Source organism: Pseudomonas sp. NY11955, from assembly GCF_048068035.1.
GTDB lineage: Bacteria > Pseudomonadota > Gammaproteobacteria > Pseudomonadales > Pseudomonadaceae > Aquipseudomonas.
Map to the genome: position 1 here is coordinate 355692 of NZ_JBLUPS010000005.1, position 25849 is coordinate 381540.

Sequence of the window (25849 nt, forward strand, 5' to 3'; positions counted from 1 at the left end):
GACCCCGTGGGATCCTCCCCGGCCATTGTTTCCAGCGAGCCCATCCATGCCCAACACCATCCGCATCGCCGCCGCCCTGCTGATCGACCCTCAGGGCCGCACCCTGCTGGTACGCAAGCGCGGCACCGAGGCCTTCATGCAGCCAGGCGGCAAGATCGATGCCGGTGAAACGCCGGTGCAGGCACTGGTGCGCGAGTTGTACGAGGAACTGGGCCTGCATATCGACCCGGCCCAGGCCGTGCACCTGGGCCAGTTCAGTGCCCCGGCGGCCAACGAGCCAGGCTTCGACGTGCAGGCCGAACTGTTTCGTGTCGACAGCGCCGCCACCGTGGTTCCGGCTGCCGAGATCGAGGAGGTGGTCTGGCTGGCCGCCGATCAGGCACCGGCAATGCCACTGGCGCCGCTGACCCGCGACCTGATCCTGCCGCTGTACCGCCAGGCGCTCAACGCACCGCGCTGACGCCATCGAGGGTGGCGAACGAGGTGTCCTTGGCCGTCAGCAAAAAGTCGCGCATGTACGGCGCATCGAGCATGTCGGTGCGCACGGCGGCATACAGCGTGGCGAACAGGCCTTTCTCGCCCAGGCGCTTGCCCTTCACATAGCCGCGCGAGCTGTACTCGTGCAGCGCCCAGTGCGGCATGCCGCACACCCCACGGCCGCTGGCCACCAGTTGCATCATCATCACCGTCAGCTCCGAGGTGCGCACGGCGGCTGGCTCGATATCGGCCGGTTCCAGGAAGCGGGTGAAGATGTCCAGGCGGTCGCGCTCCACCGGGTAGGTGATCAATGTCTGGTCGAGCAGATCCTGCGGCACGATGTAAGGCTTGCTCGCCAGTGGGTGCTGATTGGCTACGGCCAGCATCGCCTCGTAGGTGAACAGCGGCACATAGGTGATGCCTGCCAGGTCCACCGGGTCGGAGGTCACCACCAGGTCGAGATCGCCGCGGGCCAGGGCCGGCAGCGGGGCGAAGGCGAAGCCGGAGGCCAGGTCCAGCTCCACTTCCGGCCAGGCATCGCGGAACTGGTCGATGGTCGGCATCAGCCACTGGAAGCAGCTGTGGCATTCGATGGCCATGTGCAGGCGCCCGGCAGTGCCACCGGCCAGGCGCGCGATGTCACGCTCGGCACCGCGCAGCAACGGCAGGGTGGCATCGGCCAGTTGCAGAAGACGCAACCCGGCGCTGGTGAAGCGGATCGGCTTGGTCTTGCGCACGAATATGGGCAGGCCCAGGCGTTCTTCCAGCTCCTTGAACTGGTGCGACAGTGCCGATTGAGTCAGGTGCAGACGCTCGGCGGCCTCCACCAGGCTATCGGCTTCCCGCAGGGCATGAAGGGTTTTCAGGTGACGGATTTCCAGCACGGATAGCTCCGGGGTGTAGATTTGAGGAAACATGGGATGAGTTGAGTTTCCCTCATGTTGCTACGCCTGTCGACAGGGCGATCGGCCGCACCGCCTGGCGGGAGTCATGAAACTGTCACCGAACTGTGGCAGCGCGCCCGAACAAAATTCATCAGACTCGCGCTCTACTGGGGATCTGCATTCTGGTGTTTCTTTCATGCGGGCTTTTTGGCTTTTTCTTTTCTTCCTATTCAGCGTACCTGCGAGTTTCGCCGAACAGCGTTGTGATGCTCGCGTGCCGGTGCAGCGTGCTGAGCTGGGCGCCGTCAGCCTGGTGTACCAGAGCGTCGGTGCGCCGCGTGACCCGGCCTTGCTGCTGGTCATGGGCTTGGGCGGGCAACTGATCCATTGGCCGGACGATGTGGTCGAGGCCTTGTGCCGTCAGGGCTTTCGGGTCATTCGCTATGACAACCGCGATGTCGGCCTGTCACGCTGGAACCAGGTGCCACCGTCAGCCAACCTCACGGTCGAGCTGCTGCGCTACAAGCTGGGCCTGCCGGTGGCGGCGCCTTATACGCTGACTGATATGGCCGATGATGGCTTGCGTCTGATGGACGCGTTGGGTGTGCGCCAGTTTCATGTACTGGGCGTGAGCATGGGCGGCATGATTGCCCAGCATTTGGCGGCGATGGCGCCCGAGCGCGTTCGCAGCCTGACGCTGGTCATGTCCAGTTCAGGGGCGGCGGGGCTGCCGGCGCCGGATCCGGCGCTGGTGCAGCTACTGGCCCGGCGCAGCGCACCCACCCGTGAAGTGGCCATCGAGCAGCAGGCCGACCTGCTGGCGGCACTGGGCAGCCCCGAGGTACGGGATGACCGCGCGGTGTTGCTGCATCAGGCGGCCGTGGCCTACGACCGGGCATTCAACCCTGACGGTGCCAAGCGCCAGATCATGGCGATACTGGCCGAGCCGAGCCGCGTCGAGTTGCTTAACCAACTGCGCGTGCCGACCCTGGTGGTCCACGGCACGGCCGACCCGTTGTTGCCGGTCATGCATGGCGTGCATTTGGCGGCGCATATCCAGGGCAGCCAGTTGCGCTTGATCCCAGGGCTGGCGCACCGCTTCCAGGAGCCATTCAAGGCGCCGCTGCTGGGGGCGGTGTTGCCCTACCTGCAAGCCCATCGGCAGGATGTCACGCACATCGCAGGGCTGTGAAACCGCGTTGCCTGCTTCGCGGGCATGCCCGCTCCCACAGGGAAAACACCCGCCTTCAATCATGCGCAGCAGCGGTGGGAGCGGTGGGAGCGGGCGCGCCCGCGAAGAAGCGCACGCCGATGATGATCAGTGCATCCGCACCCACACGCTCACCAGCACTGTCGCAGCCATCAACCAAGCCACCGTGGCCAGCGCCAGCGAGGCTTCCAGGCGCAGGCGGTCGACCAGCACATACAGGGTTGCCAGGTACACGAAGTACGGGATGATCGACCACATGCCGAACAAGATGGTGGTCTTCAGGTCGGCAATGCTGCGCCCCTTGCCGACGATGTAATGGGCAATCAGGGCGAAGGTGGGAAACAGCGGCACCAGCCCCGCGATGTAGTAGTTACGCGTCTTCGACAGCACCGCCAGCAGCAGCACCACGCCAGCGCCCAAGGCAGCTTTGAATACCAGGTCCACGTTGTCTTTCCAGTTTGGGTTGAAGTCAGCCGAGGCCGTATTTTTTCACTTTGTCGAACAGCGTGGTCTTGGCCATGCCCAGTTCCTGGCTGGCCTGGCTCAGGTTGCCGCCGGTGCGTTGCAGGGCATCGCTGAGCAGGCTGCGTTCGAACGCTTCCACTGCCTCGGAAAAGCCCAAGCCTTGGCTGGCAGCACCGCTGGGGCCTTTCTTGAACGCCGGCAAGCCGAGGGCATAGCGTTCGGCCACGTTGCGCAATTCGCGCACGTTGCCCGGCCAGTCGTGAGCCATCAGGCGCGACAGGGTCTGGCTGTCCAGTGTCGGTGTTTCCCGGTCGAAGCGCAGGGCCGACTGCTGCAGGAAGTGTTCGAACAACTGCAGGATATCTTCACGGCGCTCACGCAGCGGCGGCAGTTCCAGGGTTACCACGTTCAGCCGGTAATACAGGTCACTGCGGAACTGGCCGCTCTGGCCCAAGGTATCGAGGTCGGCCTTGGTCGCGGCGATCACTCGGCAATCCACCGGGATGCTCTGGTTCGAGCCCAGCCGCTCCAGAGTGCGCTCTTGCAGCACGCGCAGCAGCTTGATCTGCAGGTTGATCGGCATGCTCTCCACTTCATCGAGGAACAGCGTGCCGCCATTGGCGTGTTCGATCTTGCCGATGCGGCGTTTACCGGCACCGGTGAAGGCGTTGGCTTCGTGGCCGAAAATCTCGCTTTCGAACAGGTTTTCCGGCAGGCCGCCACAGTTCAACGCCACGAACGGCTGGCCTTGGCGGCGGCTGAAGTCGTGTAGGCAGCGCGCGACCAGCTCTTTGCCGGTGCCGGTCTCACCTTCGATCAGCACGTTGGCTGAAGTATCGGCGACGTTGGCGATCAGTTCGCGCAGGTGCTCCATGGCCGGCGAGCGGCCGATGATGCGCCCCTCCAGGCTGCTTTGTTCGGCCAGTTGGCGGCGCAGGGCCACCACCTCGCGCGACAGCCCGCGCTGTTCCAGCGCGCGGCGCACCACGTCGACCAGGCGCTCGGGGGAGAACGGCTTTTCCATGAAGTCGTAGGCACCGTTGCGCATGGCGCCTACGGCCATGTCGATATCGCCATGGCCAGTGATCAGCACTACCGGCAGGCTGCGGTCACGGGCTTTGAGGCGGTTGAGCAGCTCCAGGCCATCGATGCCCGGCAGGCGGATATCGCTGACGACAATGCCGGCGAAATCGTCGCCGATGCGCTCCAGCGCCTGTTCGGCGCTGCCCACGCCCTCGCAGGCAATGTCCTCCAGGGCCAGCGCCTGCTGGCAGCCGAGCAGCACATGCGGGTCGTCTTCGACGATCAGGACGGTAAGTGGCGCTTGGTTCATGGATGCTCTGCCGATTCGCTAGGGGGAGAAACCAGGGGCAGGGCCAGGACGAAGGCCGTGCCACCGGTGACGGGGTGCTCGACGTTGAGGCTGCCCTTGGCGGCGGCGGCAAGGCTCGCCGACAGGGTCAGGCCCAGACCCAGGCCGTGTTCGCCCGGTTTGGTGGTGAAGAAGGGTTCGAACAGGTGCTTGCGTGCCTCGGCGTCGATACCGTGGCCGTTGTCGCGCACCTGTAAACGGTACTTGTCGCCTTGCAGTTCGCCTTCCAGCCACAGCTCGGGTAGCGGTTGCGCGGCCATGGCGTCGAGGGCGTTGCCGATCAGGTTGACCAGAATCTGCTCCAGGCGGGTCTGGTCGATGGCCAGTTGCTGGTCCTCGAATTGCTGGTGCAACTGCAGATGGCAGGCACTGATACGGTTGGCCAGCACCTGCAGGGTAGCCTCCACCGCCTTGGCCAGCGAAGCCTGGCCACCATCGTCGCCACGCCTGGCGAACGAGCGCAAGCTGGCGGTGATGCGGCCCATGCGGTCGATCAGGTCGTTCATGGTGCGCAGGTTGGCACTGGCGGTTTCCAGCGCGCCACGTTCGAGGAAGCGCACGGTATTGCCGGACAAGGTGCGCAGTGCAGCCAGTGGCTGATTCAGCTCGTGGGCAATGCTGGTGGACATCTGCCCGATGGCGGCCAGCTTGCCGGCCTGCACCAGCTCATCCTGGGCATGGCGCAGGGTTTGCTCGGCATGCCGGCGCTCGCGAATCTGGCCCTTCAGGCGTTCGTTGCTGGCGCGCAGGTCGGCGGTGCGTTCGGCAATCCGCCGTTCCAGCTGGCTGTTGGCTTCTTCCAGCGCCTCGCGGGCCGCCAGGCGGGTGGCGATGACTTTGCGCCGCTCGTTCCAGGCGATGCCTAGGATCGCCAGCAAGGCGAAGGCCACGCCCACCAGAATGCCCTGCACCATGGACTCGCGCCGCAAATCCTGTAGTGGGGTCAGCAGGGTGAAATGCCAGGGCGTGTCGGCCAGGCGCCGGGTCTGCGCCAGGTAGGCCACTTCGTGGGGCTTGCCCTGGGCCGTTTCGCTATTGGCCGGAAAGGTCAGTTTTTCCACACCATCGGCCAGGGTTTCCCGAGCCAGTGGCTGCAACTCGTTCAGCGGCCACCAGTAGTACTGCAGGCTGCGCGCCAGGCGTTCCTTGATTTGCGGGGTCAGCGGGCGCACCGATTTCAGGCGCCGGGCTGGGTCGCTGGAAAGGATGATGATGCCGTTCTCGTCGCTGACGAACGCCTCCAGGCGGGCACGTTGCCAACGCTCCTCGAGGGTGTCCAAGCGCACCTTGATCACCGCTACGCCAATGATCTTGCCGTGCTCTTCAAGGCCATGGGCCAAGTAATAGCCGGCTTCGCCTGTGGTACTGCCGATGCCGTAGAACCGCCCTGGCTCGCCGCGCACGGCGGTTTGGAAGTAGGCGCGGAACGACAGGTCTTCACCCAGGAACGAGTCGGCATCGCGCCAGTTGCTGGTGGCCTGGACCCGGCCATTGGTGTCGAGGACGAAGATGGCCCGGCTGCGGCTGCGCCGGTTCAGGCCCTCAAGGTATTCGTTGACCGTCTGGCGTGAGCCGCCATCCGGGTCGGTGAGCAACTGCGAAACGCTGTCTTCCAGTTCCAGCAGGCTCGGCAAATAGGTGTACTTGCTGATTTCGCTTTCGACCGTGCGCGCGTGCAGCTCCAGTTGGCGTTCGCCGTTTTCGCTGAGCGTGCGGATGCCGTTGCTTTCGCTTATCAGGTAGCCGGCCAGGCCCAGGCCGACCATCAGCAGGATGATCAGGGGCGGCAACAGCAATTGACGGATCAGGCGGGAGTTCACGGCAGGCTTGGTAGGGTGAAGTAGCGAGGGGTCGCATTTCATCACAGTGGCCTTGTCACGACCAGCATCCGCTGCCCGGTGGGTCCCGTGGCAGCGAATGCGGTGGCCGACTCAGTGCTGCAGGATCTTGCTGAGGAAGTGCTGGGTGCGCTGGTCGCGGGCGCTCTGGTCACCGAAGAACTCTTCCTTGGTGCAGTCTTCGATGATGTTGCCCTTGTCCATGAAGATGACCCGGTTGGCGACCTTGCGGGCAAAGCCCATCTCGTGGGTCACGCACATCATGGTCATGCCTTCGTGGGCCAGCTGCACCATCACGTCCAGTACCTCGCTGACCATTTCCGGGTCCAGTGCCGAGGTGGGTTCGTCGAACAGCATGACGATCGGGTCCATCGCCAGCGCGCGGGCGATCGCGACGCGTTGTTGCTGACCGCCAGAAAGCTGGCCGGGGTGCTTCTTGGCATGGGCACTGAGGCCTACGCGGTCGAGCAGGGCCAGGCCCTTCTTGGTGGCTTCCGCCTCGCTGCGGCCCAGTACCTTGCGCTGGGCGATGGTCAGGTTTTCGGTGATGCTCAGATGCGGGAACAGCTCGAAGTGCTGGAACACCATGCCCACGCGCGAGCGCAGTTTGGGCAGGTTGGTCTTCGGGTCGGCAATCGAGGTGCCATCGACCACGATGTCGCCCTTCTGGAACGGCTCCAGCGCGTTGACGCACTTGATCAGGGTGGACTTGCCCGAACCCGACGGGCCGCAGACCACCACCACCTCACCTTTCTTGACCTCGGTGCTGCAGTCGGTCAGTACCTGGAAGTCGCCGTACCACTTGTTGACGTTCTTGATGGAAATCATACGGTGATCCTTTTTTGCAGGCGCTTGACCAGCCACGAAGCGGAGAAGCTGATGATGAAGTAGACGACCCCGGCGAAGATCAGGAACTCATGTGAGCGGCCGATGATGTCGCCGTTGGAGCGTGCCGAGTTGAGGAAGTCCACCAGGCCGACGGTGTAGACCAGCGAGGTGTCCTGGAACAGGATGATGCTCTGTTGCAGCAGCAGGGGGGTCATTTTGCGGAAGGCCTGGGGCAGGATGATCAGGCGCATGGTTTGCGCGTAATTCATGCCCAGCGCTTGCGCGGCGCCCATCTGGCCTTTGGAGATCGACTGCACGCCGGCGCGGACGATTTCGCAGAAGTACGCGGCCTCGAACATCATGAAGGCGACCACGCAAGAGGTGAACGCACCGACTGGCGTGTCTTCGCCGGTAATCCAGCGCAGCACGAACGGCACCGCCAGGTAGAACCAGGTGATCACCAGCAGCAGCGGGATCGAGCGGAAGTAGTTGACGTAGGCTCCTGCCACACGGGACAGCAGCTTGCTCGATGACAGGCGCATCAGTGCCAGGATGGTGCCCAGCGCGATACCGCCGACAACGCCCATGACCATCAACTGCAGGGTCATGACCATGCCGTCCCACAGGGCCGGCAGGGCCGGGATGATTTCGCTGAAATCCATATCCATTTATTTGCCCCCCACGGAGATCAGGCCGGGCACGGCGACTTTTTTCTCGACCATGCGCATGAGCAGCATCAGGCCCATGTTCAGGGTGAAGTAGATCAGTGTGGCCAGGGTGAACGCCTCGAACAGGTTGGCGGAGAACTCGGCGGTCTGCTTGGTCTGCGCCAGCAGTTCCATCAGACCAATCAGCGACGCCACCGAGGAGTTCTTGAAGACGTTGAGAAACTCGGAGGTGAGCGGCGGAATGATGATCCGGTAAGCCTGCGGCAGCAGCACGTTGTTGTAGATCTGCGGGAGGCTGAAGCCCATGGCGCGGGCGGCGGCTTCCTGGCCTTTAGGCAGCGCCTGGATACCGGTACGCACCTGCTCGCAGACGCGGGCGGCGGTGAACAGGCCCAGGCAGATGACGACGCTGATCAGCGCCGAGGTGGTCGGGTTGAGGTCTTGCTTGAACCACTCCTGCAAGCCTTCGGGCAGCAAGTCCGGTACCAGGAAGTACCAGATGAACAGCTGCACCAGCAATGGCACGTTGCGGAACAGTTCCACATAGGCGGTAGCGATGCCCGATACCAGGCGGTTCGGCACGGTCCGCATGACACCGAGGACCGACCCCAGCAGCAGCGCGATGATCCAGGCGGTGATGGCGATGGCGATGGTCCAGCCCAGGCCGGTGACGTACCAGTCCAGATAGGTTTCGCTGCCCACGCCGGTGGACTTGAAGAACACGCCCCAGTCCCAGTTGTAATTCATCGGGATTTCCCCTCAGACGGTTGTTTCACGGGCACCTTCGAGCATCCAAGGGCGGCGCGCGCCCTCGGATGAAAGGTTAGACACTAATGAGTGGCCTGCAGAATTGATTCGTGCTCGTGAGCACCAGGCCACTATTGGCTGAGGATCAGGACTTCTTCTCGTCCGCGGCCTTGTCGGTCGGCTCGGCGATCAGTTTCTTCAACTCGTCGCTCATCGGGAACTGCAGGTTCAGGCCTTTTGGTGGGATCGGCTGCTGGAACCACTTGTCGTAGCTCTTGTTGACTTCACCGGACTTGAAGTAACCGACAATGGCGTCATCGACCGCTTTCTTGAAGGCCGCGTCATCCTTGCGCACCATGCAGCCGTAGATTTCGTACGACTGCGGGGTACCGGTGATGACCCAGTCCGACGGTTTGCGCGCCTTGGCCATTTCGCCGGCGAGCAGGGCGTCGTCCATCATGAAGGCCACGGCGCGGCCGCTTTCGAGCATGTTGAAGGCTTCACCGTGGTCCTTGGCGGAAATCACGTTCATCTTCATCTGCTTGTCGGCGTTCATCGCCTTGAGGATGCGTTCGGAGGTGGTACCGGCGGTGGTCACCACGTTCTTGCCGGCCAGGTCCGGGAAGTCTTTGAATGCAGGCTGACCGTCCTTGACCTTGGTCAACAGGCGGGTACCGACTTCGAAGATGCCGACCGAGAAGCCGACTTGCTGCTGGCGCTCGACGTTGTTGGTGGTGGAGCCGCACTCCAGGTCGACGGTGCCGTTCTGCACCAGCGGGATGCGGGTCTGGGAGGTGACCAGGTTGTACTTGACCTTGATGTCGGTACCCAGTTGCTTCTTCAGGGCGTCGACGACAGCCAGCTGGATGTCATGCGAGTAGCCCACGGGCTCGGGCTTGCCGGCCAGGTAGGAAAACGGGATGGAGGAGTCGCGGTGGCCCAGGGTGATGGTGCCCGATTCCTTGATCTTCTTCAGGGTGCCGGTCAGTTCTTCGGCCATGGCCGGCGAAGCGATCACAGCGGCCGCGATGGCGGCGCCCAGCAATTGACGAACGATACGCATCAAATTTTCCTCGACGTGTTTGTTTTTTTTATGGAGCCGTTGGCGGACTCTTTCGTTCAACGAATACCGCAAGAAGCGAGTGCATTCGGCTACCAAGTGTAGAGCATGAGTCGTGCCAAGCTCTGCGCCTGATCATAACGCCGCGAAAATGCTGGGGATTACCCTTTGATGAAGGTTTTTTTCGCCAAATGTGTGCTCGGCATTCCGAATGAAGTGACGATTGCCGTTCGGAAACCCGAATGAATGAGCGTCGCCCCCGGTGCCATGACCGGGGGCGCGGACCGTGTGGGGTTCAGGCTGCCTGCACCCGGGCCTGGTGCAGCCTGGCCTGCTGCAGGTACTGGTCGAGCACTTGCTGCTCTGCAGCTGTTGTAAACAAGCCAAGCTTGGTACGGCGCCAGAGAATGTCGTCGCTGCTGGCCGCCCACTCGTTAGCCAGCAGATAGTCCACTTCACGGGCAAACAACCCACCACCAATAGCCTGGCCCAGGTCGTCCGGGCCCTGGACACCTTCGAGCAACTGCCATACGCGGCTGCCGTAGGTCTGTGCCCAGCGCTTGGCAATGTCCTCGGGCAGCCAGGCGCTGTGGGTGAGGAGGGCGTCGACCAGCGCTTTGACGCTGCTCATGTTTTCCCCGCCTGGCAGCGGCGCTTCGGCGGTCCAGCTTTCGCGCATCTGAGTGAAGAACGGTTTCAGTTCCGCCATCGCCGACTCGGCCAGCTTGCGATAGGTCGTCAGCTTGCCCCCGAACACAGACAACAACGGCGCCTGGCCCTGCTCGGACGACAATGCCAGGGTGTAGTCGCGGGTAACGGCGGAGGGGTTGTCCGACTCGTCGTTGCACAGCGGGCGCACACCGGAATAGGTGTGCAGGATGTCGTCGCGGCTCAGCTGATGGTTGAAGTGAGCGTTGACCACCTTGAGCAGATAGTCGGTCTCCTGCTCGGTGATCGCCACCTTGGCCGGGTCGCCGCTGTATTCGCGATCCGTGGTGCCGATCAGGGTGAAGCGGCCCAGGTAAGGGATGCAGAACACGATGCGCTGGTCTTCGTTTTGCAGGATGTAGGCATGCTCACCTTCGTACAGTCGCGGCACGATGAGGTGACTGCCCTGGATCAGACGAATGCCATAAGGCGCATCGAGCTTGAGGTCATCCTTGATGAAGCTGGCGACCCATGGGCCGGCGGCGTTGACCAGGGCGCGGGCGCGAATGGTCTGCAGGCGCCCATCGGCGTGCTGCAGTTCAACTTGCCACAGGCCATCGACGCGTTCGGCGCGCAGGCAGCGGGTGCGCGTGTGGATGTGTGCGCCGTGTTCACGGGCGGCCATGGCATTGAGCACCACCAGGCGGGCGTCATCCACGGCGCAGTCGGCGTATTCGAAACCGCGGGTGATCGCCGGTTTGAGCGGGTACCCCGGGCCAAAACGCAGGCTGCGCGAGGCACCCAGGCGCTTGCGCTTGCCCAGGTGGTCGTACAGGAACAGGCCTGCGCGAATCATCCACGCCGGGCGCAGGTGCGGGCGGTGTGGCAGTACGAAGCGCATCGGCTTGACGATGTGCGGTGCCTTGGCCAGCAGCACTTCCCGTTCGGCCAGCGCTTCGCGGACCAGGCGGAACTCGTAGTGCTCCAGGTAGCGCAGGCCGCCGTGGATCAGCTTGCTGCTGGCCGACGAGGTGTGCTGGGCCAGGTCGTCCTTTTCGCAGAGGAAAACCTTGAGGCCACGCCCGGCGGCGTCGGCAGCGATGCCCACGCCATTGATGCCACCGCCGATCACGGCGAGGTCATAGCAGTCGGCGGCTGGGGGCTGGGACGAAACGGGTTGGGACACGGGCAAGGCCTCCTGGGGCTGTTCACATCGAATATGAACATTGATGTTCGTTTTCGAAAATACTAGCGCAATGGAAAGGCGGTCGCCAGTCAGTCTTTATAGAAAAAACTGATCGGATGACAATAAAGTGAACATTTACGAAAATTTGGGGGGTGGTTTGGGGGCGGGTGTATGGCGGAATGTTTGTGGTGGCTGTGAGATCGAGCGCCGCCCGCGCGGCGCATCGCGAGCGAAGCTCGCTCCTACATTTGTTTCGGGCCAGTGTCGCCTGTGACAAGCGCGCGCGACCGCCTGGTTTGTACGACGCGATATCGAGTCATGCGCCAAGGCGTTCGCGCGCAAATCCCACAGGCATAATTGGCCCGAAACAAATGTAGGAGCGAGCTTCGCTCGCGATGCGCCGCGCGGGCGGCGCTCGATCTCACAGGCGCCACAAACCCTTCGACATGAACATCCCAGCCCTCACACCACCTCGAGCCGAATCTTGTACTGATTAAGCAACTGAGTGAGGGTGGGCGTTGGCGCCTGGTCGGTCACCAGGCAATCGACCAGGCTGATCGAGCCCAGGCGTACCATGGCGTTGCGCCCGAACTTGCTGGAGTCGGCGGCAAGGATCACTTGCCTGGCATTGGCGATGATCGCCTGAGATACCCGCACTTCCTGGTAGTCGAAATCGAGCAGGCTGCCATCTTCGTCGATACCGCTGATACCCACCAGGGCGAAGTCGACCTTGAACTGGTTGATGAAATCGACACTGGCCTGGCCGACTACTCCCCCATCGCGGCGCACAGTGCCGCCCGCCACCAGCACCTCGAAATCGTCCTTGGCGGCCAGGATCGCTGCCACATGCAAGTTGTTGGTGATGACTTTCAGGTGGCTGTGGTTGAGCAGTGCCCGGGCAATCGATTCGGTGGTGGTACCAATGTTGATGAACAGCGAGGCATGGTCGGGAATCTGCCGGGCCACGGCGTCGGCAATGCGCTGCTTTTCGTCGCGCATCTGGTCGGCACGCATGGCGTAGGCGGTGTTCTCGATGCTCGAGTCGTAGGCCGCGCCACCGTGGTAGCGACGCAGCAGGTTGAGCTCGGCCAGCTGGTTGATGTCGCGGCGAATGGTTTGCGGGGTCACGACGAACAGCTGCGCCATTTCTTCGATACTGACGTAGCCGCGTTCGCGCACCAGTTCGAGGATTTGTTGTTGGCGAGGGGGCAGATTCATGGGCGGTCCTTTGGGGCTGCCGGACAAATGCTGCAATGATGCCGTAGGAAGGGGAGGACGACCAGTAGACGATTGGGGCCGCTTGGCGGCCCCAGCAGGCGTCATGCCTCGTGATCTTCCCAGTCACGGGTGCGTTCGACCGCCTTCTTCCAGCCGGCATACAGCTTCTCTTTCTGCGTTTCGTCCAGCTGTGGGCTGAACTCGCGCTCGATGATCGCCTTGTCGCGCAACTCGTCAAGGCCGCTCCAGAAGCCACAGGCCAGGCCTGCCAGGTAGGCGGCGCCCAGGGCCGTGGTTTCGCGCATTTGCGGCCGTTCCACGCAGGTGCCGAGGATGTCGGCCTGGAACTGCATGAGGAAGTTGTTGGCCACTGCACCGCCGTCCACGCGTAGCTCGGACAGGCGCTCGCCGCAGTCCTGCTGCATGGCGTCGAGCACGTCGCGGGTCTGATAGGCAATCGACTCCAGCGCCGCGCGGATGATGTGGTCCACCTTCACCCCACGGGTCAGGCCGAACAGCGCGCCGCGTGCATACGGGTCCCAGTACGGGGCGCCCAGGCCGGTGAAGGCCGGTACCAGGTACACGCCGTTGCTGTCCTTGACCTTGCTGGCGAAGTACTCGGTATCCAGTGCGTCGTTGACGATCTTCAATTCGTCACGCAGCCATTGCACGGTGGAGCCGCCGTTGAATACGGCGCCTTCCAGCGCATAGGCCACTTCACCACGCGGGCCGCAGGCAATGGTGGTGAGCAGGCCATGGGACGACTTGACCGCCTTGTCGCCAGTGTTCATCAGCAGGAAGCAGCCGGTGCCGTAGGTATTCTTGGCCTGGCCAGGCTCCACGCACATCTGGCCGAACAGTGCCGATTGCTGGTCGCCGGCGATACCGGCGATGGCGATGCCGCTCTTGGTGTGGCCGTACACTTCCGAGGATGGGCGCACTTCAGGCAGCATTTGCCGTGGGATACCCAGGATTTCCAGCAGCTTGTCGTCCCATTGCAGGCTGTGGATGTTGAACATCAGCGTGCGCGAGGCGTTGGTGTAGTCGGTGACGTGCACCTTGCCACCCGAAAACTTCCAGATCAGCCAGGTGTCGATGGTGCCGAACAGCAGTTCGCCACGCTCGGCGCGCTCACGGGCGCCTTCGACATTGTCGAGGATCCACTTCAGCTTGGTACCGGAGAAGTAAGGATCGGTGACCAGGCCGGTGGTTTCACGGATGTAGTCTTCATGGCCGTCACGTTTGAGCTGAGCACAGATTTCGGTGCTGCGGCGGCACTGCCAGACAATGGCGTTGTACACCGGACGGCCGGTTTCCTTGTCCCACACCACAGTGGTTTCGCGCTGGTTGGTAATGCCCAGCGCAGCGACCTGGGCGTGGCTGATACCGGCCTGGGCCAGGGCCTCGACCATGGTCGCGCTCTGCGTGGCGAAGATCTCCATCGGGTCGTGTTCGACCCAGCCCGCCTGCGGGTAGTGCTGGACGAACTCGCGCTGGGAGGTGCCCACCACATTGGCGTCACGGTCGAAAATGATCGCCCGTGAACTGGTGGTGCCCTGGTCCAGGGCGATGATGTAGTTCTTATCCTGGGTGTCTGTCATGGTCGTAGGCCTTGCAAAAATAGGGGTCAGGGCTGGGCGTGATGCCGGCATCAATTGACTTGAGTATCGCCCTGGCGAATGTCATTTGTCTCAGGGTTCGCGGCGGCCGTTGGCAGATTGCGGGCAATCAGGCCGCGATAGGTCGCAGCACCCAGGCAGGCGCCAAGGATCGGGGCGAACACCGGAACCAGGAAATAAGGAATGTCTCGTCCGCCAGTGAAGGCGATTTCGCCCCAGCCGGCCAGGAAGGTCATGAGTTTTGGCCCGAAATCACGGGCAGGGTTCATCGCAAAGCCGGTCAACGGGCCCATGGCGCTACCAATCACCGCAATCAGCAGGCCGATCAACAGCGGCGCCATGGCACCGCGCGGCAGGCCGTTGTTGTCGTCGGTCAGGGCCATGATCACGGCCATCAAAATGGCAGTGATCACCACTTCGACCAGAAATGCCTGGCCGATGGACAGCGACGGGTGCGGGTAGGTGGAGAACACCGAGGCGAGCTCCAGGCTGGCTTCGCTACCGCGCAGCATGGCGTGGGCTTGTTCGAAATCGAAGAACAGGCTGCTGTACAGCGTGTAGACCAGCGCCGCACCACAAAAGGCACCACACACCTGGGCCAGCATGTAGAAGGGCAGCTTGCGCTTGTCGAACCCGGCGAACAGGGTGAGGGCGATGCTCACGGCCGGGTTCAGGTGCGCACCGGAAATGCCGGCAGTGAGGTAGATGGCCATGCTGACCCCCACGCCCCAGATGATGCTGATTTCCCACAGCCCGAAGCTGGCGCCCGCGACCTTGAGCGCGGCGACGCAGCCAGTGCCGAAGAAGATGAGCAGGGCGGTGCCGAGGAACTCGGCCAGGCATTGGCTGGACAGCGTGGGTTGGCGTAGAGCAGTCGTCATGTATGACCTCGTTTTTTTTTGTTGTGAGGCGCGTGGCGCTCGACAGCAAAGCCCGGTGTCTATCCCCATTGACCCCGAGCGTATGTAGGAAATGCACTTTAAAAGTGCAGTGTTTATTCAGAAACGAAAAAATATAGACAAGAAACGCTGATGTCAAAGGTCGAAAGTGAACGACCAGTCACGATATGGCCGTTAAAATCAGCTGCCAATCCACGTACTAGAGCTGCGCGATTGCGGTGCGCTGGCTGGGATGTGGGAATTGTCCTAAAGTAGCCGCCGAGCCGATCCAGACCGGAGCCCTTGCATGACCCCCGCCCTAGACCTGTTGAAGAAGCACCGTGCCGAGCATCGCGTGCACAGTTATGAACATGACCCGAAGTCGGCGTCGTATGGCCTGGAAGCGGCGGAGAAGCTTGGGCTCGACCCGCAACAGGTGTTCAAGACGTTGCTGGCAAGCAGCGAGAAAGGGGAGTTGCTGGTAGCGGTCGTGCCTGTGGTGGGCACCCTGGACCTCAAGGCCCTGGCCCATGCTGCCGGGGTGAAGAAGTGCGAGATGGCCGACCCTGCGGCGGCGCAGCGGGCTACGGGTTACCTGGTGGGTGGGATCAGCCCGCTGGGGCAGAAGAAGCGCTTGCGCACGTTCATCGACGAGTCAGCGCAGAACTTTGCAACCATCCATGTCAGCGCCGGGCGGCGTGGGCTGGAAGTGGAGTTGGCGGCGGCGGTGCTGGCCGAGCATACCCAAGGCAAGTTCGCCGGTATTGGTCGAGGCTGAGATCCTGGGCCGCAAAGCGGCCCCAGGGTATTGGAGTCAGGTTGCCGAACTGTAGCGACGAACGCCGTTTTCCTGCCGCGGCAACTGCGCCGCCACGCTGCCCGGTACCGGGAACAGCACCAGGTGATCGGCCTTCACCGCAATCTCCACATCCTCGCCAACCTGATGGTCGTTGTGGCTAGGGAAGATCGCTTCGAGCTGGCTGCCGGTCGGCAATTGCAGGCGGTACAGTGTCGAGGCTCCCAGGAAGCTCTTGCCGACGATATTGGCCTGTAGCGCGCTGCCCGGCGCATGCACGATGTCGTCCGGACGCAGCAGCACATCCACCGAACTGCCCGGTGCCATGATGTAGGCACGGTTACCGCGCAGTTCACCCAGCTCGGTATTGACGGCCTCGTGGCTGCTCATCTGGCCACGGATGAAGTACCCCTGACCAATGAAGCTGGCCACGAACGGCGTCTGCGGTTCGTGGTAAAGGTTGTACGGTGTATCCCACTGCTCCAGGCGGCCTTCCTTGAACACGCCGACCTGATCGCTGACGGCAAAGGCTTCTTCCTGGTCGTGGGTAACCAGAATGGCGCTGGTACCACGGCTTTTCAGAATGTCGCGAACCTCATGGCTCAGGCGCCGGCGCAGCTCCACGTCAAGGTTGGAGAACGGCTCGTCGAGCAGCAGCAACTGCGGCTCGGGCGCGAGCGCCCGGGCCAAGGCGACCCGCTGCTGCTGCCCGCCGGACAGCTCATGCGGATAACGCCCGCCCAGGCCACCCAACTTGACCAGCTCCAGCATCTCTTCGATGACTGCAGCCTGGCGGGGGTGCTTGGCGATACCAAAGGCAATGTTCTGTGCCACGGTCAGGTGCGGGAACAGCGCGTAATCCTGAAACACCATGCCGATACGGCGCTTTTCCGGGGCAAGCGTGAAACCCGCGCGGGAAATGACCTCGCCGGCCAGCTGGATCTCGCCCTCGTGCACCGGCTCGAAGCCAGCGATGGCGCGCAGGGTGGTGGTTTTGCCACAACCGGAAGAACCCAGCAGGCAACCAATGTCGCCTGCATTCAGGTGCAGGTTGAGGTTCTGGACGATGCGCTGGTCGCCATAGCCGCAGGCGAGGTTGCGCAGGTTGAGCAGTAGGGGTTGACTCATGCGTGGTGGTAAGCCGGTTCTACAAGGAATTCGAGAAGCGCCTTCTGTGCATGCAGGCGGTTTTCAGCCTCGTCCCAGGCGACCGAACGTGGGTCGTCGAGCAGGTCCTGGCTGATTTCCTCGCCACGGTGGGCGGGCAGGCAGTGCATGAAGAGGACATCGGGTGCCGCCAGGTCGAGCAGTTCGCGGGTGACCTGGTAAGGCGCGAAATGCGCCAGGCGCCGTGCAGTTTCCTCCTCCTGGCCCATGGAAGTCCAGACATCGGTGACCACAAGGTGTGCACCACGCACGGCTTCTTTGGCATCACGGATGATTTGCACGCGGTCACCACCCAGCGCCATGAAGCGTTGGTCCGGCTCGTAGCCTTCGGGGCAGGCGATGCGCAGTTGGAAATCGAACTGCCTGGCGGCCTCGATATAGGAGTTGCACATGTTGAAGCCATCGCCGATCCAAGTCACGGTCTTGCCCTGGATCGAGCCACGGTGCTCAAGGAAGGTCTGCATGTCGGCCAGTAGCTGGCACGGGTGCGACTCGTCGGACAGGCCATTGATCACCGGTACGCGCGATTTGGCGGCGAACTCGGTCAGGGTGCTGTGGGCGTGGGTACGGATCATCACCACATCGAGCATGCTCGACAGCACGATGGCGCTGTCACCAATCGGCTCGCCACGGCCCAGTTGGGTGTCGCGCGGGGACAGGAAGATGGCCTGGCCGCCGAGCTGGATCATACCGGCCTCGAAGGACACGCGGGTACGGGTCGAGGACTTCTCGAAGATCATGCCCAGTACGCGGTTCTTCAGTGGCTCGAACAGCACGCCTCGTTTGCGCAGGTCCTTCAGCTCGATGCCGCGGCGGATCACCCCGAGCAATTCGTCGGTGGTGAAGTCCAGCAGGGAGAGAAAGTGCCTAGCGCTCATGATTGACTACCTTATCTGCAACGGTATGCAGGTCGACCGTATGGTTTTTTTTGACAACGGGAGTGACCTGCGGCGTAAGCCGCACGGGGCGGACGAAATAGGGAAAGGCGCAATACTATAAGTAAATGTCGCCTGAAGCCAAGGGGGGAAACAGCGGCCTGATCGCAAAGGGTGTTGCAAAGGGTGTCTTTACCCGTTGGCCCGTGCTGTTTTTTATTTACTACACAAAGGTTGTACACGGCTTGCTGGCAATTTGGCAAATGGCTGTCGCAAATCGTGCGCCTGATGTCGGTGGATTCATGCGGCAAAGCACGCTGGCTGCGACGAGGGGCCGGGCGCATAGTCACGGTTGGATAACAACAAGGCAGAGGCGGCCATGACCAAGACCCTGCATCACCGTGCGTGTCACCTGTGCGAAGCGATTTGCGGGCTCAACATCGAAGTCAGCCACGAGGACGACGGGCGGGCGTTGATCAGCTCGATCAAGGGCGACCCTCTGGACCCGTTCAGCCGTGGCCATGTCTGCCCCAAGGCCGTGGCCTTGCAGGACATTCAGAACGACCCGGATCGCCTGCGCCAGCCACACAAGCGAGTAGGCGAGCATTGGCAGGCCATTGGCTGGGACGAGGCCTTCGCCCTGGCTGCCGACAGGTTGTGGGCAGTCCAGCAAGCCCATGGGCGCAATGCCGTGGCGGTCTACCAAGGCAACCCGAGCGTGCACAACTACGGCTTGATGACCCACAGCAACTATTTCCTGGGCCTGCTCAAGACCCGCAACCGCTTCTCTGCCACGTCAGTGGACCAGTTGCCGCAACACCTGGTCAGCCACCTGATGTATGGCCATGGCCTGTTGCTGCCGATCCCGGACATCGACCATACCGAATTCATGCTGATTCTTGGCGGCAACCCGTTGGCCTCCAATGGCAGCATCATGACCGTACCGGACGTGGAGAAGCGTCTGAAGGCCCTGCGGGCGCGTGGTGGGCGCCTGGTGGTGGTGGACCCGCGGCGTAGCGAAACGGCGGCGATGGCCGACACCCATCTGTTCATCCGTCCCGGTGGTGATGCAGCGCTGCTGTGTGGCCTGCTCAATACCTTGTTTGAAGAGGGCCTGGCCCGGGGCTCGCACTTGCCCGTCAGCGGCCTGCAGCAGGTGCGCGAGGCCATTGCGCCGTTCAGTGCCGAGGCCATGAGTGCCCATTGTGGTATTGCAGCGGCGGACATTCGCCAACTGGCACGGGATTTCGCCGCTGCCGGGCAGGCTGTGTGCTATGGCCGCATGGGCGTCTCGACCCAAGCTTTTGGCTCCCTTTGCCATTGGCTGGTGCAACTGATCAACCTGGTGACCGGCAATCTTGACCGCCCAGGCGGCGCGTTGTGCACGGAGCCTGCCGTCGATCTGGTGGCAACCACCTCCGGTGGCCATTTCAACGCTTGGCAGAGCCGTGTGTCGGGCTTGCCCGAGTACGGCGGCGAGCTGCCCGTGGCGGCCTTGGCCGAGGAGATACGGACGCCGGGTGACGGGCAGGTGCGCGCCCTGGTGACAGTAGCCGGCAACCCGGTGCTGTCCACCCCTAACGGCCGCCAGCTGGATGCGGCACTGCAAGACCTGGAGTTCATGCTCAGCATCGACCTCTACATCAACGAGAGCACTCGCCACGCCCACCTGATCCTGCCCTCCACCTCGGCTTTGGAAAACGACCATTACGACAGCACCTTCAACTTGCTGGCCGTGCGCAACGTCACCCGTTTCAACCGGGCGATTCTGGCCAAGCCGGAGGGGGCGCTGCATGACTGGGAAATCTTCGTTGGCCTGGCGCAGGCGTTTGCCAAGCGTGCCGACTTGGAATTGAAAGCGACTATGGCGCCTGCGCAGATGATCGACCTGGCCCTGCGCAAAGGGCGCTATGGCGATGCAACGCCTTGGCGGCTCTCCTTGGCAACGCTGGACGATCACCCGCACGGGCTTGACCTCGGGCCTTTGCGCAGCAATCTGGCTGTGCGCCTGGCAACTGCCAGCAAGGCTGTCGAGGCGGCACCTCAGGTGTTGCTGGACGACCTGCACCGGCTGGCGCAATTGGCGCCCCCGGTGCCGGGCGAGCTGCTATTGATCGGGCGTCGACATGTGCGCAGCAACAACTCGTGGATGCACAATTTCCATCGCCTGGTGAAAGGCAAGCCACGCCATCAGTTGTTGATGCACCCGCAAGACCTGCAACAGCGTCAGTTGCAGGATGGCCAGCGGGTGCGTATCCGTTCGCGCACCGGTGAGCTCGAAGTGGAGGTGCAGGCCTGCGAGGACATGATGCCCGGTGTGGTCAGCTTGCCCCATGGTTTCGGTCACGGCCGTCAGGGCGTGCACATGCAGGTCGCCCAGGCGCAACCTGGGGTGAGTGCCAATGACCTGACCGACGAGCGCCTGCGGGACCCGGTTTCCGGCAATGCTGCCCTCAATGGCGTGCCGGTGCAGGTAGAGGCCGCGTAAGGAGCGGTAAGGCCGAGCACGCTGCTCGGCTTTCCGATACAATGCGTCACCGTGCCGACGACCGCGTCGGAAAGTTCAGCTGAGGTGCTAGATGGATATCATCGATACGATCAAAGAGCAGATTGCCAACAACACCATTCTGCTTTACATGAAAGGCTCGCCGAATGCCCCGCAGTGCGGGTTCTCGGCCAAGGCATCGCAGGCTGTGATGGGTTGTGGCGAAAAGTTCGCCTACGTCGACATCCTGCAGAACCCAGAAATTCGCGCCAACCTGCCAAAGTACGCTAACTGGCCGACTTTCCCGCAGCTGTGGGTAGCTGGCGAGCTGGTTGGCGGTAGCGACATCATGCTGGAAATGTTCGAAAAGGGTGAGCTGCAAACCCTGATCAAGGAAGCGGCTGCCAAGGCCAAGGCTGCTGAAGCCTGATCTTCCGGCAAGCATAAAAAAACCCGCTGATCGCGGGTTTTTTTATGCGGCGAAAAATTACTCTTCGCCCATCTGCGACTGCAGGTAGTTTTCGATACCGATCTTGTCGATCAGCCCCAGCTGGGTTTCCAGCCAGTCGATGTGTTCTTCCTCGGACTCGAGGATATCTTCGAGCATGTCACGCGAGCCGAAGTCGCCAGCGGTTTCGCAATGGGCGATGGCTGCCTTGAGGTCGACCAGGCCTTTCTGTTCGATCTTCAGGTCGCACTCGAGCATTTCCTTGGTGTGCTCGCCGATCAGCAGCTTGCCCAGGTCCTGAACGTTTGGGATGCCTTCGAGGAACAGAATACGCTTGATCAGTTTGTCAGCGTGCTTCATCTCGTCGATGGATTCCTTGTACTCGTGCTTGCCGAGCTTGTTCAGGCCCCAATCTTCGTACATGCGTGCGTGCAGGAAGTACTGGTTGATCGCGACCAGCTCGTTTCCGAGGATCTTGTTGAGATGCTGGATGACGCTTACGTCGCCTTTCATTTCGGGTTCCTGCCCTGTAGAAGTGTGCCAATACAGTGAAGTTTGAGCCCGATACTTAGGAGTGTCAAACCTAAGTTATTGAATAATAAGTGAAAATTAATAGGAATAAGAATGTTTGTGAACCGCGTTGGAACGCTAACTTATTGAATTTTGGGCATAAAAAAACCGGACGCCAGGTCCGGTTCTTCAAATTCTGGGTTTTCAGGCTGCGGTAAATTCTACCGGGTAGGGCAGGGCGGCCTGGCTGACCTGAAGCTCGGTCAAGGTCTCACGGACCACTTGCTTGGCCAGGCAGGCGCATTTGCCACACTGGCTGGCGACATTGGTCGCGGCTCGCACTTCCTTGTAACTGCAGCATCCTTCATAGATCGCATCGCGGATCTGTCCGTCGGTAACGCCGACACAAAGACACACATACATAAGGGCTGACCATCGCGGGTTGAGTCGATGGGTTGGAGCTTAATGTTAATGAGAATGCTTGTCAAAGGACTTTCTGGAAGGGCCGCGCTTGAGCGACCGGCGGTTGCTGTGTCGATGGAGTCGGCCTGTCATCAGAAGCCGTGTATGATGGTCGGCCTTTGTTGGATGTCGGGCAGGCTCGTCTGGCCCGGCAAACGGTTTTTCACCCTCATCAGGAGATTACAATGAGCGTACTCGTTGGTAAGAAAGCCCCCGATTTCACCGTTCCGGCCGTGCTGGGCAATGGCGAGATCGTCGACAGCTTCAACCTGGCTTCGGCCATCAAGGGCAAGTACGGCCTGGTGTTCTTCTACCCGCTGGACTTCACCTTCGTCTGCCCGTCCGAGCTGATCGCCCTGGACAACCGCATCCCTGACTTCCTGGCCCGTAACGTGGAAGTGATCGGCGTGTCGATCGACTCGCACTTCACCCACAACGCCTGGCGTAACACCCCGGTCAACAACGGCGGTATCGGTCAGGTGAAGTACACCCTGGCTGCCGACATGACCCACGAAATCTGCAAAGCCTACGACGTCGAGTCCGAAGGTGGCGTAGCCTTCCGTGGTGCCTTCCTGATCGACACCAATGGTGTTGTCCGTTCGCAGATCATCAACGACCTGCCACTGGGCCGTAACATGGACGAGCTGCTGCGCCTGGTCGACGCTCTGCAATTCCACGAAGAGCACGGCGAAGTCTGCCCTGCCAACTGGAAAAAAGGCGACAAGGGCATGAACGCTTCGCCAGAAGGCGTTGCTGCCTACCTGAGCGAGAACGCTGGCAAGCTGTAATTGCCGCGTGCATGAAAAAACCGGCCCTGGTGGCCGGTTTTTTTTGTGCCGTTCTGTGCCGGCCTGTTCGCGGGCGCGCCCGCTCCCACAAGTTCTCTGCATGCCTGAAGGCAAAGGTGAACCTGTGGGAGCGGGCATGCCCGCGAATGCTTTTTCAGATCAATCGTTGAAATCGCGCCAGCCGCCCATCTCTTTCCAGCGGTTGACGATGCCGCAGAACAGCTCGGCCGTCTTCTCGGTGTCGTAACGCGCCGAGTGCGCCTCACGCCCGTCAAAGTCGATGTCGGCGCTCTGGCAAGCACGCGCCAGAACCGTCTGGCCATAGGCCAGGCCCGCCAGTGTGGCGGTATCGAAGCTGGAGAACGGGTGGAACGGGTTGCGCTTCAGGTCATTGCGCGCCACTGCCGCATTGAGGAAGCCCAGGTCGAAGCTGCTGTTGTGGCCTACCAGGATCGCCCGCTTGCAGCCATTGGCCTTGAGCGCCTTGCGTACACCCCGGAAGATGTCGGTCAGCGCGCTTTCCTCGCTGACGGCCATGCGCAGTGGGTGGTCCAGCTTGATCCCGGTGAACTCCAGCGCGGCCGCCTCGATGTTGGCGCCCTCGAACGGCTCCACCCGGTGGAAGTAGGTGTGCTCAGGGAACAGGAAGCCTTTCTCGTCCATGCCGATGGTGACGGCGGCAATTTCCAGCAGGGCATCGGTAGCGCTGTTGAAACCACCGGTCTCCACATCCACCACTACCGGCAGGTAACCGCGAAAGCGCTCGGCCATCGGATGGCGCGAACCGCTGCTGCCCTGGGTGTCCAGGTCGTCTTCGTAGAGGTCTTCGCTCACGCGTTTTCCTCCAGCAGGCGCCAACGCAGTTTCTCACCCGCGCGCAGCGGGATTACCGTCTGCTCGCCAAACGGCAGGCTGTCCGGGGCGGTCCATTCTTCGCGAACCAGGGTAATGGTATCGGTGTTTGCCGGCAGGCCGTAGAAGGCCGGGCCGTGCAGGCTGGCGAAGCCTTCCAGCTTGTCCAGGGCATTGCGCTGTTCGAATGCTTCGGCGTACATCTCGATGGCGGCGTAGGCGGTGTAGCAGCCGGCGCAACCGCAGGCGGCTTCCTTGGCGTGACGGGCGTGCGGCGCCGAGTCGGTGCCCAGGAAGAACTTCGGGTTACCGCTGGTGGCCGCGTCCAGCAGCGCTACCTGATGGGTGTTGCGCTTGAGGATCGGCAGGCAATAGAAGTGCGGACGAATGCCGCCAACCAGCATGTGGTTGCGGTTGTACAGCAGGTGCTGCGCGGTGATGGTGGCACCGACGTTAGCCGGGGCCTCGGTGACGAACTGCGCGGCATCGCCAGTGGTGATGTGTTCGAACACTACTTTCAATGTGGGGAAGCGTTCGACCAAGCGGCGCATGTGCTCGTCGATGAAGCGCTTCTCGCGGTCGAACACGTCGATTTCGCTGCGGGTCACTTCACCGTGCACCAGCAGTGGCATGCCGACTTCCGCCAGCGCTTCGATGGCCGGGAAGATGTTGTCGATGCTGGTTACGCCCGAGTCGGAGTTGGTGGTGGCGCCGGCCGGGTACAGCTTGGCGGCGTACACGATGCCGCTGGCCTTGGCCGCACGGACATCCTCGGGGCTGGTGCGGTCGGTGAGGTACAGCACCATCAGCGGCTCGAAGCGGCTGCCGGCCGGGCGGGCGGCGAGGATGCGCTCACGGTAGGCGCCGGCCTCGGCGGCATTGCGCACCGGCGGAACCAGGTTGGGCATGATGATGGCACGGGCGAAGGTACGCGCCACATCGCCAACGGTGTGGGGCAGGACGGCACCATCGCGCAGATGGATGTGCCAGTCGTCGGGGCGCAGGAGGGTCAGGCGATCGGACATTGGGGATTCCAGGCGGGTCGAACTCAAGCCCCAATCCTACCGGAAAACCCTGGGGCGAGCACGGCTATCAAGTTTTCCGAGCGGCGTCCGATAGCCTGCAGGTAAGCCGTCAGAATTTGTGGAGCCGCCCGTGCGCCAGCGTTACCTAGCCCTGTTGACCCTGTTCGCCAGCCTGCCGGCCGGCGCACTGACTTTCCAGACGCGCATGGAGAACATTGCCTGGAAGGTCGAGGGTGATCAGTTCGAATGCCGCTTGATCCAACCGATCGACGGCTTTGGCAGTGGTGAGTTCGTGCGCCGGGCGGGCGAGCAGCCGGTGTTCCAGCTGCGTTCGGACAGCAACTTGCTCGGCACGGGCAGCGCCAGCCTGCTAGCGGCGGCAGCGCCGTGGCAACCTGGGCGTGGCGATATCAACCTGGGCAATGTGCGCATGGCCCGCAGCGGGGTGCTGTTCAGCTCATCCCAAGGGCAGGCCAGCCGCTTGATCAACGGCTTGCTCGACGGGCGCAGCACCGTGGTGCGCAACTACACCGGTGAGGCTGGCAGGCCGATGGAGGTGCGTGTGCTGCCGGTCAGCTTCGCCAAGGCCTACAGTGACTATCAAGCCTGTGCCAGTAAGCTGTTGCCGATGAACTACGACCAGGTGCGCCAGACTCAGGTGGGCTTCCCGGGGGGCGGCATCGAGCTGGACGAAGCGGCGCGTGCACGGCTGGATGTGATTCTGGATTACATGAAAGCCGACCCGACGGTGAACCACATCGAGCTCAACGGTCACTCCGACAACAGTGGCAACCGCCTGACCAACCGTGACCTGTCGCGCCGCCGGGCGTTGGCGGTGGCTGATTACTTCACGGCCCATGGTGTGAAGGAAGAGCAGATCACTGTGCGCTTCCATGGTGAGCGTTATCCGTTGGCGAAGAACAACAGTGCGGCGAATCGGGCGCGCAATCGGCGGGTGAATATTGAGCTGGATCGGGTTGAGGTGGTCCTGAAACCGGTGGAGCAGGCGCCGGTTGCAGCGCCTGCATCAGCACCAGCACCAGCACCAGCACCAGCACCAGCACCAGCACCAGCACCAGCACCAGCAGCACCAACCAGCCCGGCTGCTGCCGCGGTGGGCAAGGCACCCTGAGATTGGGTAGGCCCCGGGTGTTCGGCACAGCATCTCCAGCGCCTGTGAGATCGAGCGCCGCCCGCGCGGCGCATCGCGAGCGAAGCTCGCTCCTACATTTGTTTCGGGCAAGTATCGCCTGTGGCAGGCGTGCGCGACCGCCTTGTTCGTACGACGCGATATCCAGCCATGCACCAAGGCGTTCGCGCGTAAACCCCACAGGAATAATTGG

General features: G+C 62.3%; 25 protein-coding genes. 7 read left to right on the plus strand and 18 right to left on the minus strand.

Translation table 11 applies throughout. The annotated features are described in order from the left end of the window. Positions 1 to 46 precede the first annotated feature (46 nt). A complete protein-coding gene (locus ACNFBR_RS12495) occupies positions 47 to 460 on the plus strand; it encodes an NUDIX hydrolase (RefSeq protein ID WP_416735177.1) in 414 nt (137 codons plus the stop codon). On the opposite strand, the gene metR is transcribed toward ACNFBR_RS12495, so the two are convergent. Next, positions 444 to 1361: a transcriptional regulator MetR gene (gene metR / locus ACNFBR_RS12500; protein WP_021781953.1), complete on the minus strand. Its 918-nt coding sequence runs from the start codon at positions 1359 to 1361 to the stop codon at positions 444 to 446. The genes ACNFBR_RS12495 and metR overlap by 17 nt on opposite strands. 196 nt (positions 1362 to 1557) lie before the next feature. Here metR and ACNFBR_RS12505 point away from each other — a divergent pair, with 196 nt between their 5' ends. Beyond that, a complete protein-coding gene (locus ACNFBR_RS12505; protein ID WP_416735178.1) occupies positions 1558 to 2553 on the plus strand; it encodes an alpha/beta fold hydrolase in 996 nt (331 codons plus the stop codon). A gap of 126 nt (positions 2554 to 2679) precedes the next feature. On the opposite strand, the gene ACNFBR_RS12510 is transcribed toward ACNFBR_RS12505, so the two are convergent. The 11 genes from ACNFBR_RS12510 to ACNFBR_RS12560 all read right to left on the minus strand — a co-directional run bounded on the left by ACNFBR_RS12510 (position 2680) and on the right by ACNFBR_RS12560 (position 15101). Further along, a complete protein-coding gene (locus tag ACNFBR_RS12510; protein WP_416735179.1) occupies positions 2680 to 3015 on the minus strand; it encodes a GlpM family protein in 336 nt (111 codons plus the stop codon). 25 nt (positions 3016 to 3040) lie between these two features. After that, positions 3041 to 4369, minus strand: a complete 1329-nt coding sequence (locus ACNFBR_RS12515; protein WP_416735180.1) for a sigma-54-dependent transcriptional regulator — start codon at positions 4367 to 4369, stop codon at positions 3041 to 3043. Further along, on the minus strand, positions 4366 to 6270 hold the full coding sequence (locus tag ACNFBR_RS12520; RefSeq protein ID WP_416735181.1) for a sensor histidine kinase: 1905 nt from the start codon (positions 6268 to 6270) through the stop codon (positions 4366 to 4368). The genes ACNFBR_RS12515 and ACNFBR_RS12520 overlap by 4 nt, the downstream gene beginning before the upstream one ends. A gap of 69 nt (positions 6271 to 6339) precedes the next feature. Continuing rightward, on the minus strand, positions 6340 to 7074 hold the full coding sequence (locus ACNFBR_RS12525; RefSeq protein ID WP_416735182.1) for an amino acid ABC transporter ATP-binding protein: 735 nt from the start codon (positions 7072 to 7074) through the stop codon (positions 6340 to 6342). Next, positions 7071 to 7742 carry an amino acid ABC transporter permease gene (locus tag ACNFBR_RS12530; RefSeq protein WP_264360556.1) on the minus strand — a complete coding sequence of 224 codons (672 nt, stop codon included), beginning with the start codon at positions 7740 to 7742 and terminating at the stop codon, positions 7071 to 7073. The genes ACNFBR_RS12525 and ACNFBR_RS12530 overlap by 4 nt, the downstream gene beginning before the upstream one ends. Further along, positions 7743 to 8489 (minus strand): amino acid ABC transporter permease, encoded by a 747-nt coding sequence (locus ACNFBR_RS12535; RefSeq protein ID WP_416735183.1) that lies wholly within the window; start codon positions 8487 to 8489, stop codon positions 7743 to 7745. 145 nt (positions 8490 to 8634) lie between these two features. Beyond that, the gene (locus ACNFBR_RS12540; RefSeq protein ID WP_416735184.1) at positions 8635 to 9552 is read right to left on the minus strand and encodes a glutamate/aspartate ABC transporter substrate-binding protein; all 918 of its coding nucleotides are present in this window, start codon (positions 9550 to 9552) and stop codon (positions 8635 to 8637) included. 292 nt (positions 9553 to 9844) lie between these two features. Continuing rightward, positions 9845 to 11383, minus strand: a complete 1539-nt coding sequence (gene glpD, locus ACNFBR_RS12545; RefSeq protein WP_416735185.1) for a glycerol-3-phosphate dehydrogenase — start codon at positions 11381 to 11383, stop codon at positions 9845 to 9847. A gap of 462 nt (positions 11384 to 11845) precedes the next feature. Beyond that, the gene (gene glpR, locus ACNFBR_RS12550; RefSeq protein WP_416735186.1) at positions 11846 to 12601 is read right to left on the minus strand and encodes a DNA-binding transcriptional repressor GlpR; all 756 of its coding nucleotides are present in this window, start codon (positions 12599 to 12601) and stop codon (positions 11846 to 11848) included. Between the two features lie 101 nt (positions 12602 to 12702). Next, complete coding sequence (glpK, locus tag ACNFBR_RS12555) at positions 12703 to 14202, minus strand: glycerol kinase GlpK (protein ID WP_416735187.1); 1500 nt, start codon at positions 14200 to 14202, stop codon at positions 12703 to 12705. A 50-nt stretch (positions 14203 to 14252) separates the two neighbouring features. Next, complete coding sequence (locus ACNFBR_RS12560; RefSeq protein ID WP_416735188.1) at positions 14253 to 15101, minus strand: MIP/aquaporin family protein; 849 nt, start codon at positions 15099 to 15101, stop codon at positions 14253 to 14255. A 304-nt stretch (positions 15102 to 15405) separates the two neighbouring features. Here ACNFBR_RS12560 and ybaK point away from each other — a divergent pair, with 304 nt between their 5' ends. Continuing rightward, complete coding sequence (ybaK, locus tag ACNFBR_RS12565; protein ID WP_012273891.1) at positions 15406 to 15876, plus strand: Cys-tRNA(Pro) deacylase; 471 nt, start codon at positions 15406 to 15408, stop codon at positions 15874 to 15876. A 36-nt stretch (positions 15877 to 15912) separates the two neighbouring features. Here ybaK and ACNFBR_RS12570 read toward each other — a convergent pair whose 3' ends face one another. After that, complete coding sequence (locus ACNFBR_RS12570; RefSeq protein WP_416735189.1) at positions 15913 to 17022, minus strand: ABC transporter ATP-binding protein; 1110 nt, start codon at positions 17020 to 17022, stop codon at positions 15913 to 15915. Next, complete coding sequence (argF, locus tag ACNFBR_RS12575) at positions 17019 to 17939, minus strand: ornithine carbamoyltransferase (protein WP_416735190.1); 921 nt, start codon at positions 17937 to 17939, stop codon at positions 17019 to 17021. Before argF ends, ACNFBR_RS12570 begins: the two co-directional genes overlap by 4 nt. Positions 17940 to 18315: 376 nt before the next feature. On the opposite strand from argF, the gene ACNFBR_RS12580 reads away from it, so the two are divergent. Further along, entirely contained in the window at positions 18316 to 20424 is a 2109-nt protein-coding gene (locus ACNFBR_RS12580; RefSeq protein ID WP_416735191.1) for a molybdopterin-dependent oxidoreductase, read from the plus strand. 91 nt (positions 20425 to 20515) lie between these two features. Next, positions 20516 to 20851: a Grx4 family monothiol glutaredoxin gene (grxD, locus tag ACNFBR_RS12585; RefSeq protein ID WP_012273887.1), complete on the plus strand. Its 336-nt coding sequence runs from the start codon at positions 20516 to 20518 to the stop codon at positions 20849 to 20851. Between the two features lie 57 nt (positions 20852 to 20908). Here grxD and bfr read toward each other — a convergent pair whose 3' ends face one another. Both bfr and ACNFBR_RS12595 read right to left on the minus strand, forming a co-directional pair. Further along, complete coding sequence (gene bfr, locus ACNFBR_RS12590; protein WP_003258014.1) at positions 20909 to 21382, minus strand: bacterioferritin; 474 nt, start codon at positions 21380 to 21382, stop codon at positions 20909 to 20911. Between the two features lie 201 nt (positions 21383 to 21583). Next, complete coding sequence (locus tag ACNFBR_RS12595; protein ID WP_045185737.1) at positions 21584 to 21802, minus strand: bacterioferritin-associated ferredoxin; 219 nt, start codon at positions 21800 to 21802, stop codon at positions 21584 to 21586. Positions 21803 to 22026: 224 nt separating this feature from the next. Here ACNFBR_RS12595 and ACNFBR_RS12600 point away from each other — a divergent pair, with 224 nt between their 5' ends. Next, entirely contained in the window at positions 22027 to 22629 is a 603-nt protein-coding gene (locus tag ACNFBR_RS12600) for a peroxiredoxin (RefSeq protein WP_416735192.1), read from the plus strand. A 159-nt stretch (positions 22630 to 22788) separates the two neighbouring features. Here the strand turns inward: ACNFBR_RS12600 and rnt are convergent, their stop codons facing one another. Continuing rightward, entirely contained in the window at positions 22789 to 23400 is a 612-nt protein-coding gene (gene rnt, locus ACNFBR_RS12605) for a ribonuclease T (protein ID WP_225917480.1), read from the minus strand. 59 nt (positions 23401 to 23459) lie between these two features. Then, entirely contained in the window at positions 23460 to 24506 is a 1047-nt protein-coding gene (gene pyrC, locus ACNFBR_RS12610) for a dihydroorotase (protein WP_416735193.1), read from the minus strand. Positions 24507 to 24636: 130 nt separating this feature from the next. Between pyrC and ACNFBR_RS12615 the strand changes: the two genes are divergently transcribed. Then, a complete protein-coding gene (locus ACNFBR_RS12615; RefSeq protein WP_416735194.1) occupies positions 24637 to 25638 on the plus strand; it encodes a flagellar protein MotY in 1002 nt (333 codons plus the stop codon). The last annotated feature ends 211 nt before the right edge of the window (positions 25639 to 25849 follow it).

Bases quoted from the DNA above. Each gene is read 5' to 3' on its own strand.
- ACNFBR_RS12495 (WP_416735177.1), top strand. From the start codon at position 47: ATGCCCAACACCATCCGCATCGCCGCCGCCCTGCTGATCGACCCTCAG.
- ACNFBR_RS12505 (WP_416735178.1), top strand. From the start codon at position 1,558: ATGCGGGCTTTTTGGCTTTTTCTTTTCTTCCTATTCAGCGTACCTGCG.
- ACNFBR_RS12515 (WP_416735180.1), bottom strand. From the start codon at position 4,369: ATGAACCAAGCGCCACTTACCGTCCTGATCGTCGAAGACGACCCGCAT.
- ACNFBR_RS12520 (WP_416735181.1), bottom strand. From the start codon at position 6,270: ATGAAATGCGACCCCTCGCTACTTCACCCTACCAAGCCTGCCGTGAAC.
- ACNFBR_RS12525 (WP_416735182.1), bottom strand. From the start codon at position 7,074: ATGATTTCCATCAAGAACGTCAACAAGTGGTACGGCGACTTCCAGGTA.
- ACNFBR_RS12530 (WP_264360556.1), bottom strand. From the start codon at position 7,742: ATGGATATGGATTTCAGCGAAATCATCCCGGCCCTGCCGGCCCTGTGG.
- ACNFBR_RS12535 (WP_416735183.1), bottom strand. From the start codon at position 8,489: ATGAATTACAACTGGGACTGGGGCGTGTTCTTCAAGTCCACCGGCGTG.
- ACNFBR_RS12540 (WP_416735184.1), bottom strand. From the start codon at position 9,552: ATGCGTATCGTTCGTCAATTGCTGGGCGCCGCCATCGCGGCCGCTGTG.
- glpR (WP_416735186.1), bottom strand. From the start codon at position 12,601: ATGAATCTGCCCCCTCGCCAACAACAAATCCTCGAACTGGTGCGCGAA.
- glpK (WP_416735187.1), bottom strand. From the start codon at position 14,202: ATGACAGACACCCAGGATAAGAACTACATCATCGCCCTGGACCAGGGC.
- ACNFBR_RS12560 (WP_416735188.1), bottom strand. From the start codon at position 15,101: ATGACGACTGCTCTACGCCAACCCACGCTGTCCAGCCAATGCCTGGCC.
- ybaK (WP_012273891.1), top strand. From the start codon at position 15,406: ATGACCCCCGCCCTAGACCTGTTGAAGAAGCACCGTGCCGAGCATCGC.
- ACNFBR_RS12570 (WP_416735189.1), bottom strand. From the start codon at position 17,022: ATGAGTCAACCCCTACTGCTCAACCTGCGCAACCTCGCCTGCGGCTAT.
- argF (WP_416735190.1), bottom strand. From the start codon at position 17,939: ATGAGCGCTAGGCACTTTCTCTCCCTGCTGGACTTCACCACCGACGAA.
- ACNFBR_RS12580 (WP_416735191.1), top strand. From the start codon at position 18,316: ATGACCAAGACCCTGCATCACCGTGCGTGTCACCTGTGCGAAGCGATT.
- grxD (WP_012273887.1), top strand. From the start codon at position 20,516: ATGGATATCATCGATACGATCAAAGAGCAGATTGCCAACAACACCATT.
- bfr (WP_003258014.1), bottom strand. From the start codon at position 21,382: ATGAAAGGCGACGTAAGCGTCATCCAGCATCTCAACAAGATCCTCGGA.
- ACNFBR_RS12595 (WP_045185737.1), bottom strand. From the start codon at position 21,802: ATGTATGTGTGTCTTTGTGTCGGCGTTACCGACGGACAGATCCGCGAT.
- ACNFBR_RS12600 (WP_416735192.1), top strand. From the start codon at position 22,027: ATGAGCGTACTCGTTGGTAAGAAAGCCCCCGATTTCACCGTTCCGGCC.
- rnt (WP_225917480.1), bottom strand. From the start codon at position 23,400: ATGGCCGAGCGCTTTCGCGGTTACCTGCCGGTAGTGGTGGATGTGGAG.
- pyrC (WP_416735193.1), bottom strand. From the start codon at position 24,506: ATGTCCGATCGCCTGACCCTCCTGCGCCCCGACGACTGGCACATCCAT.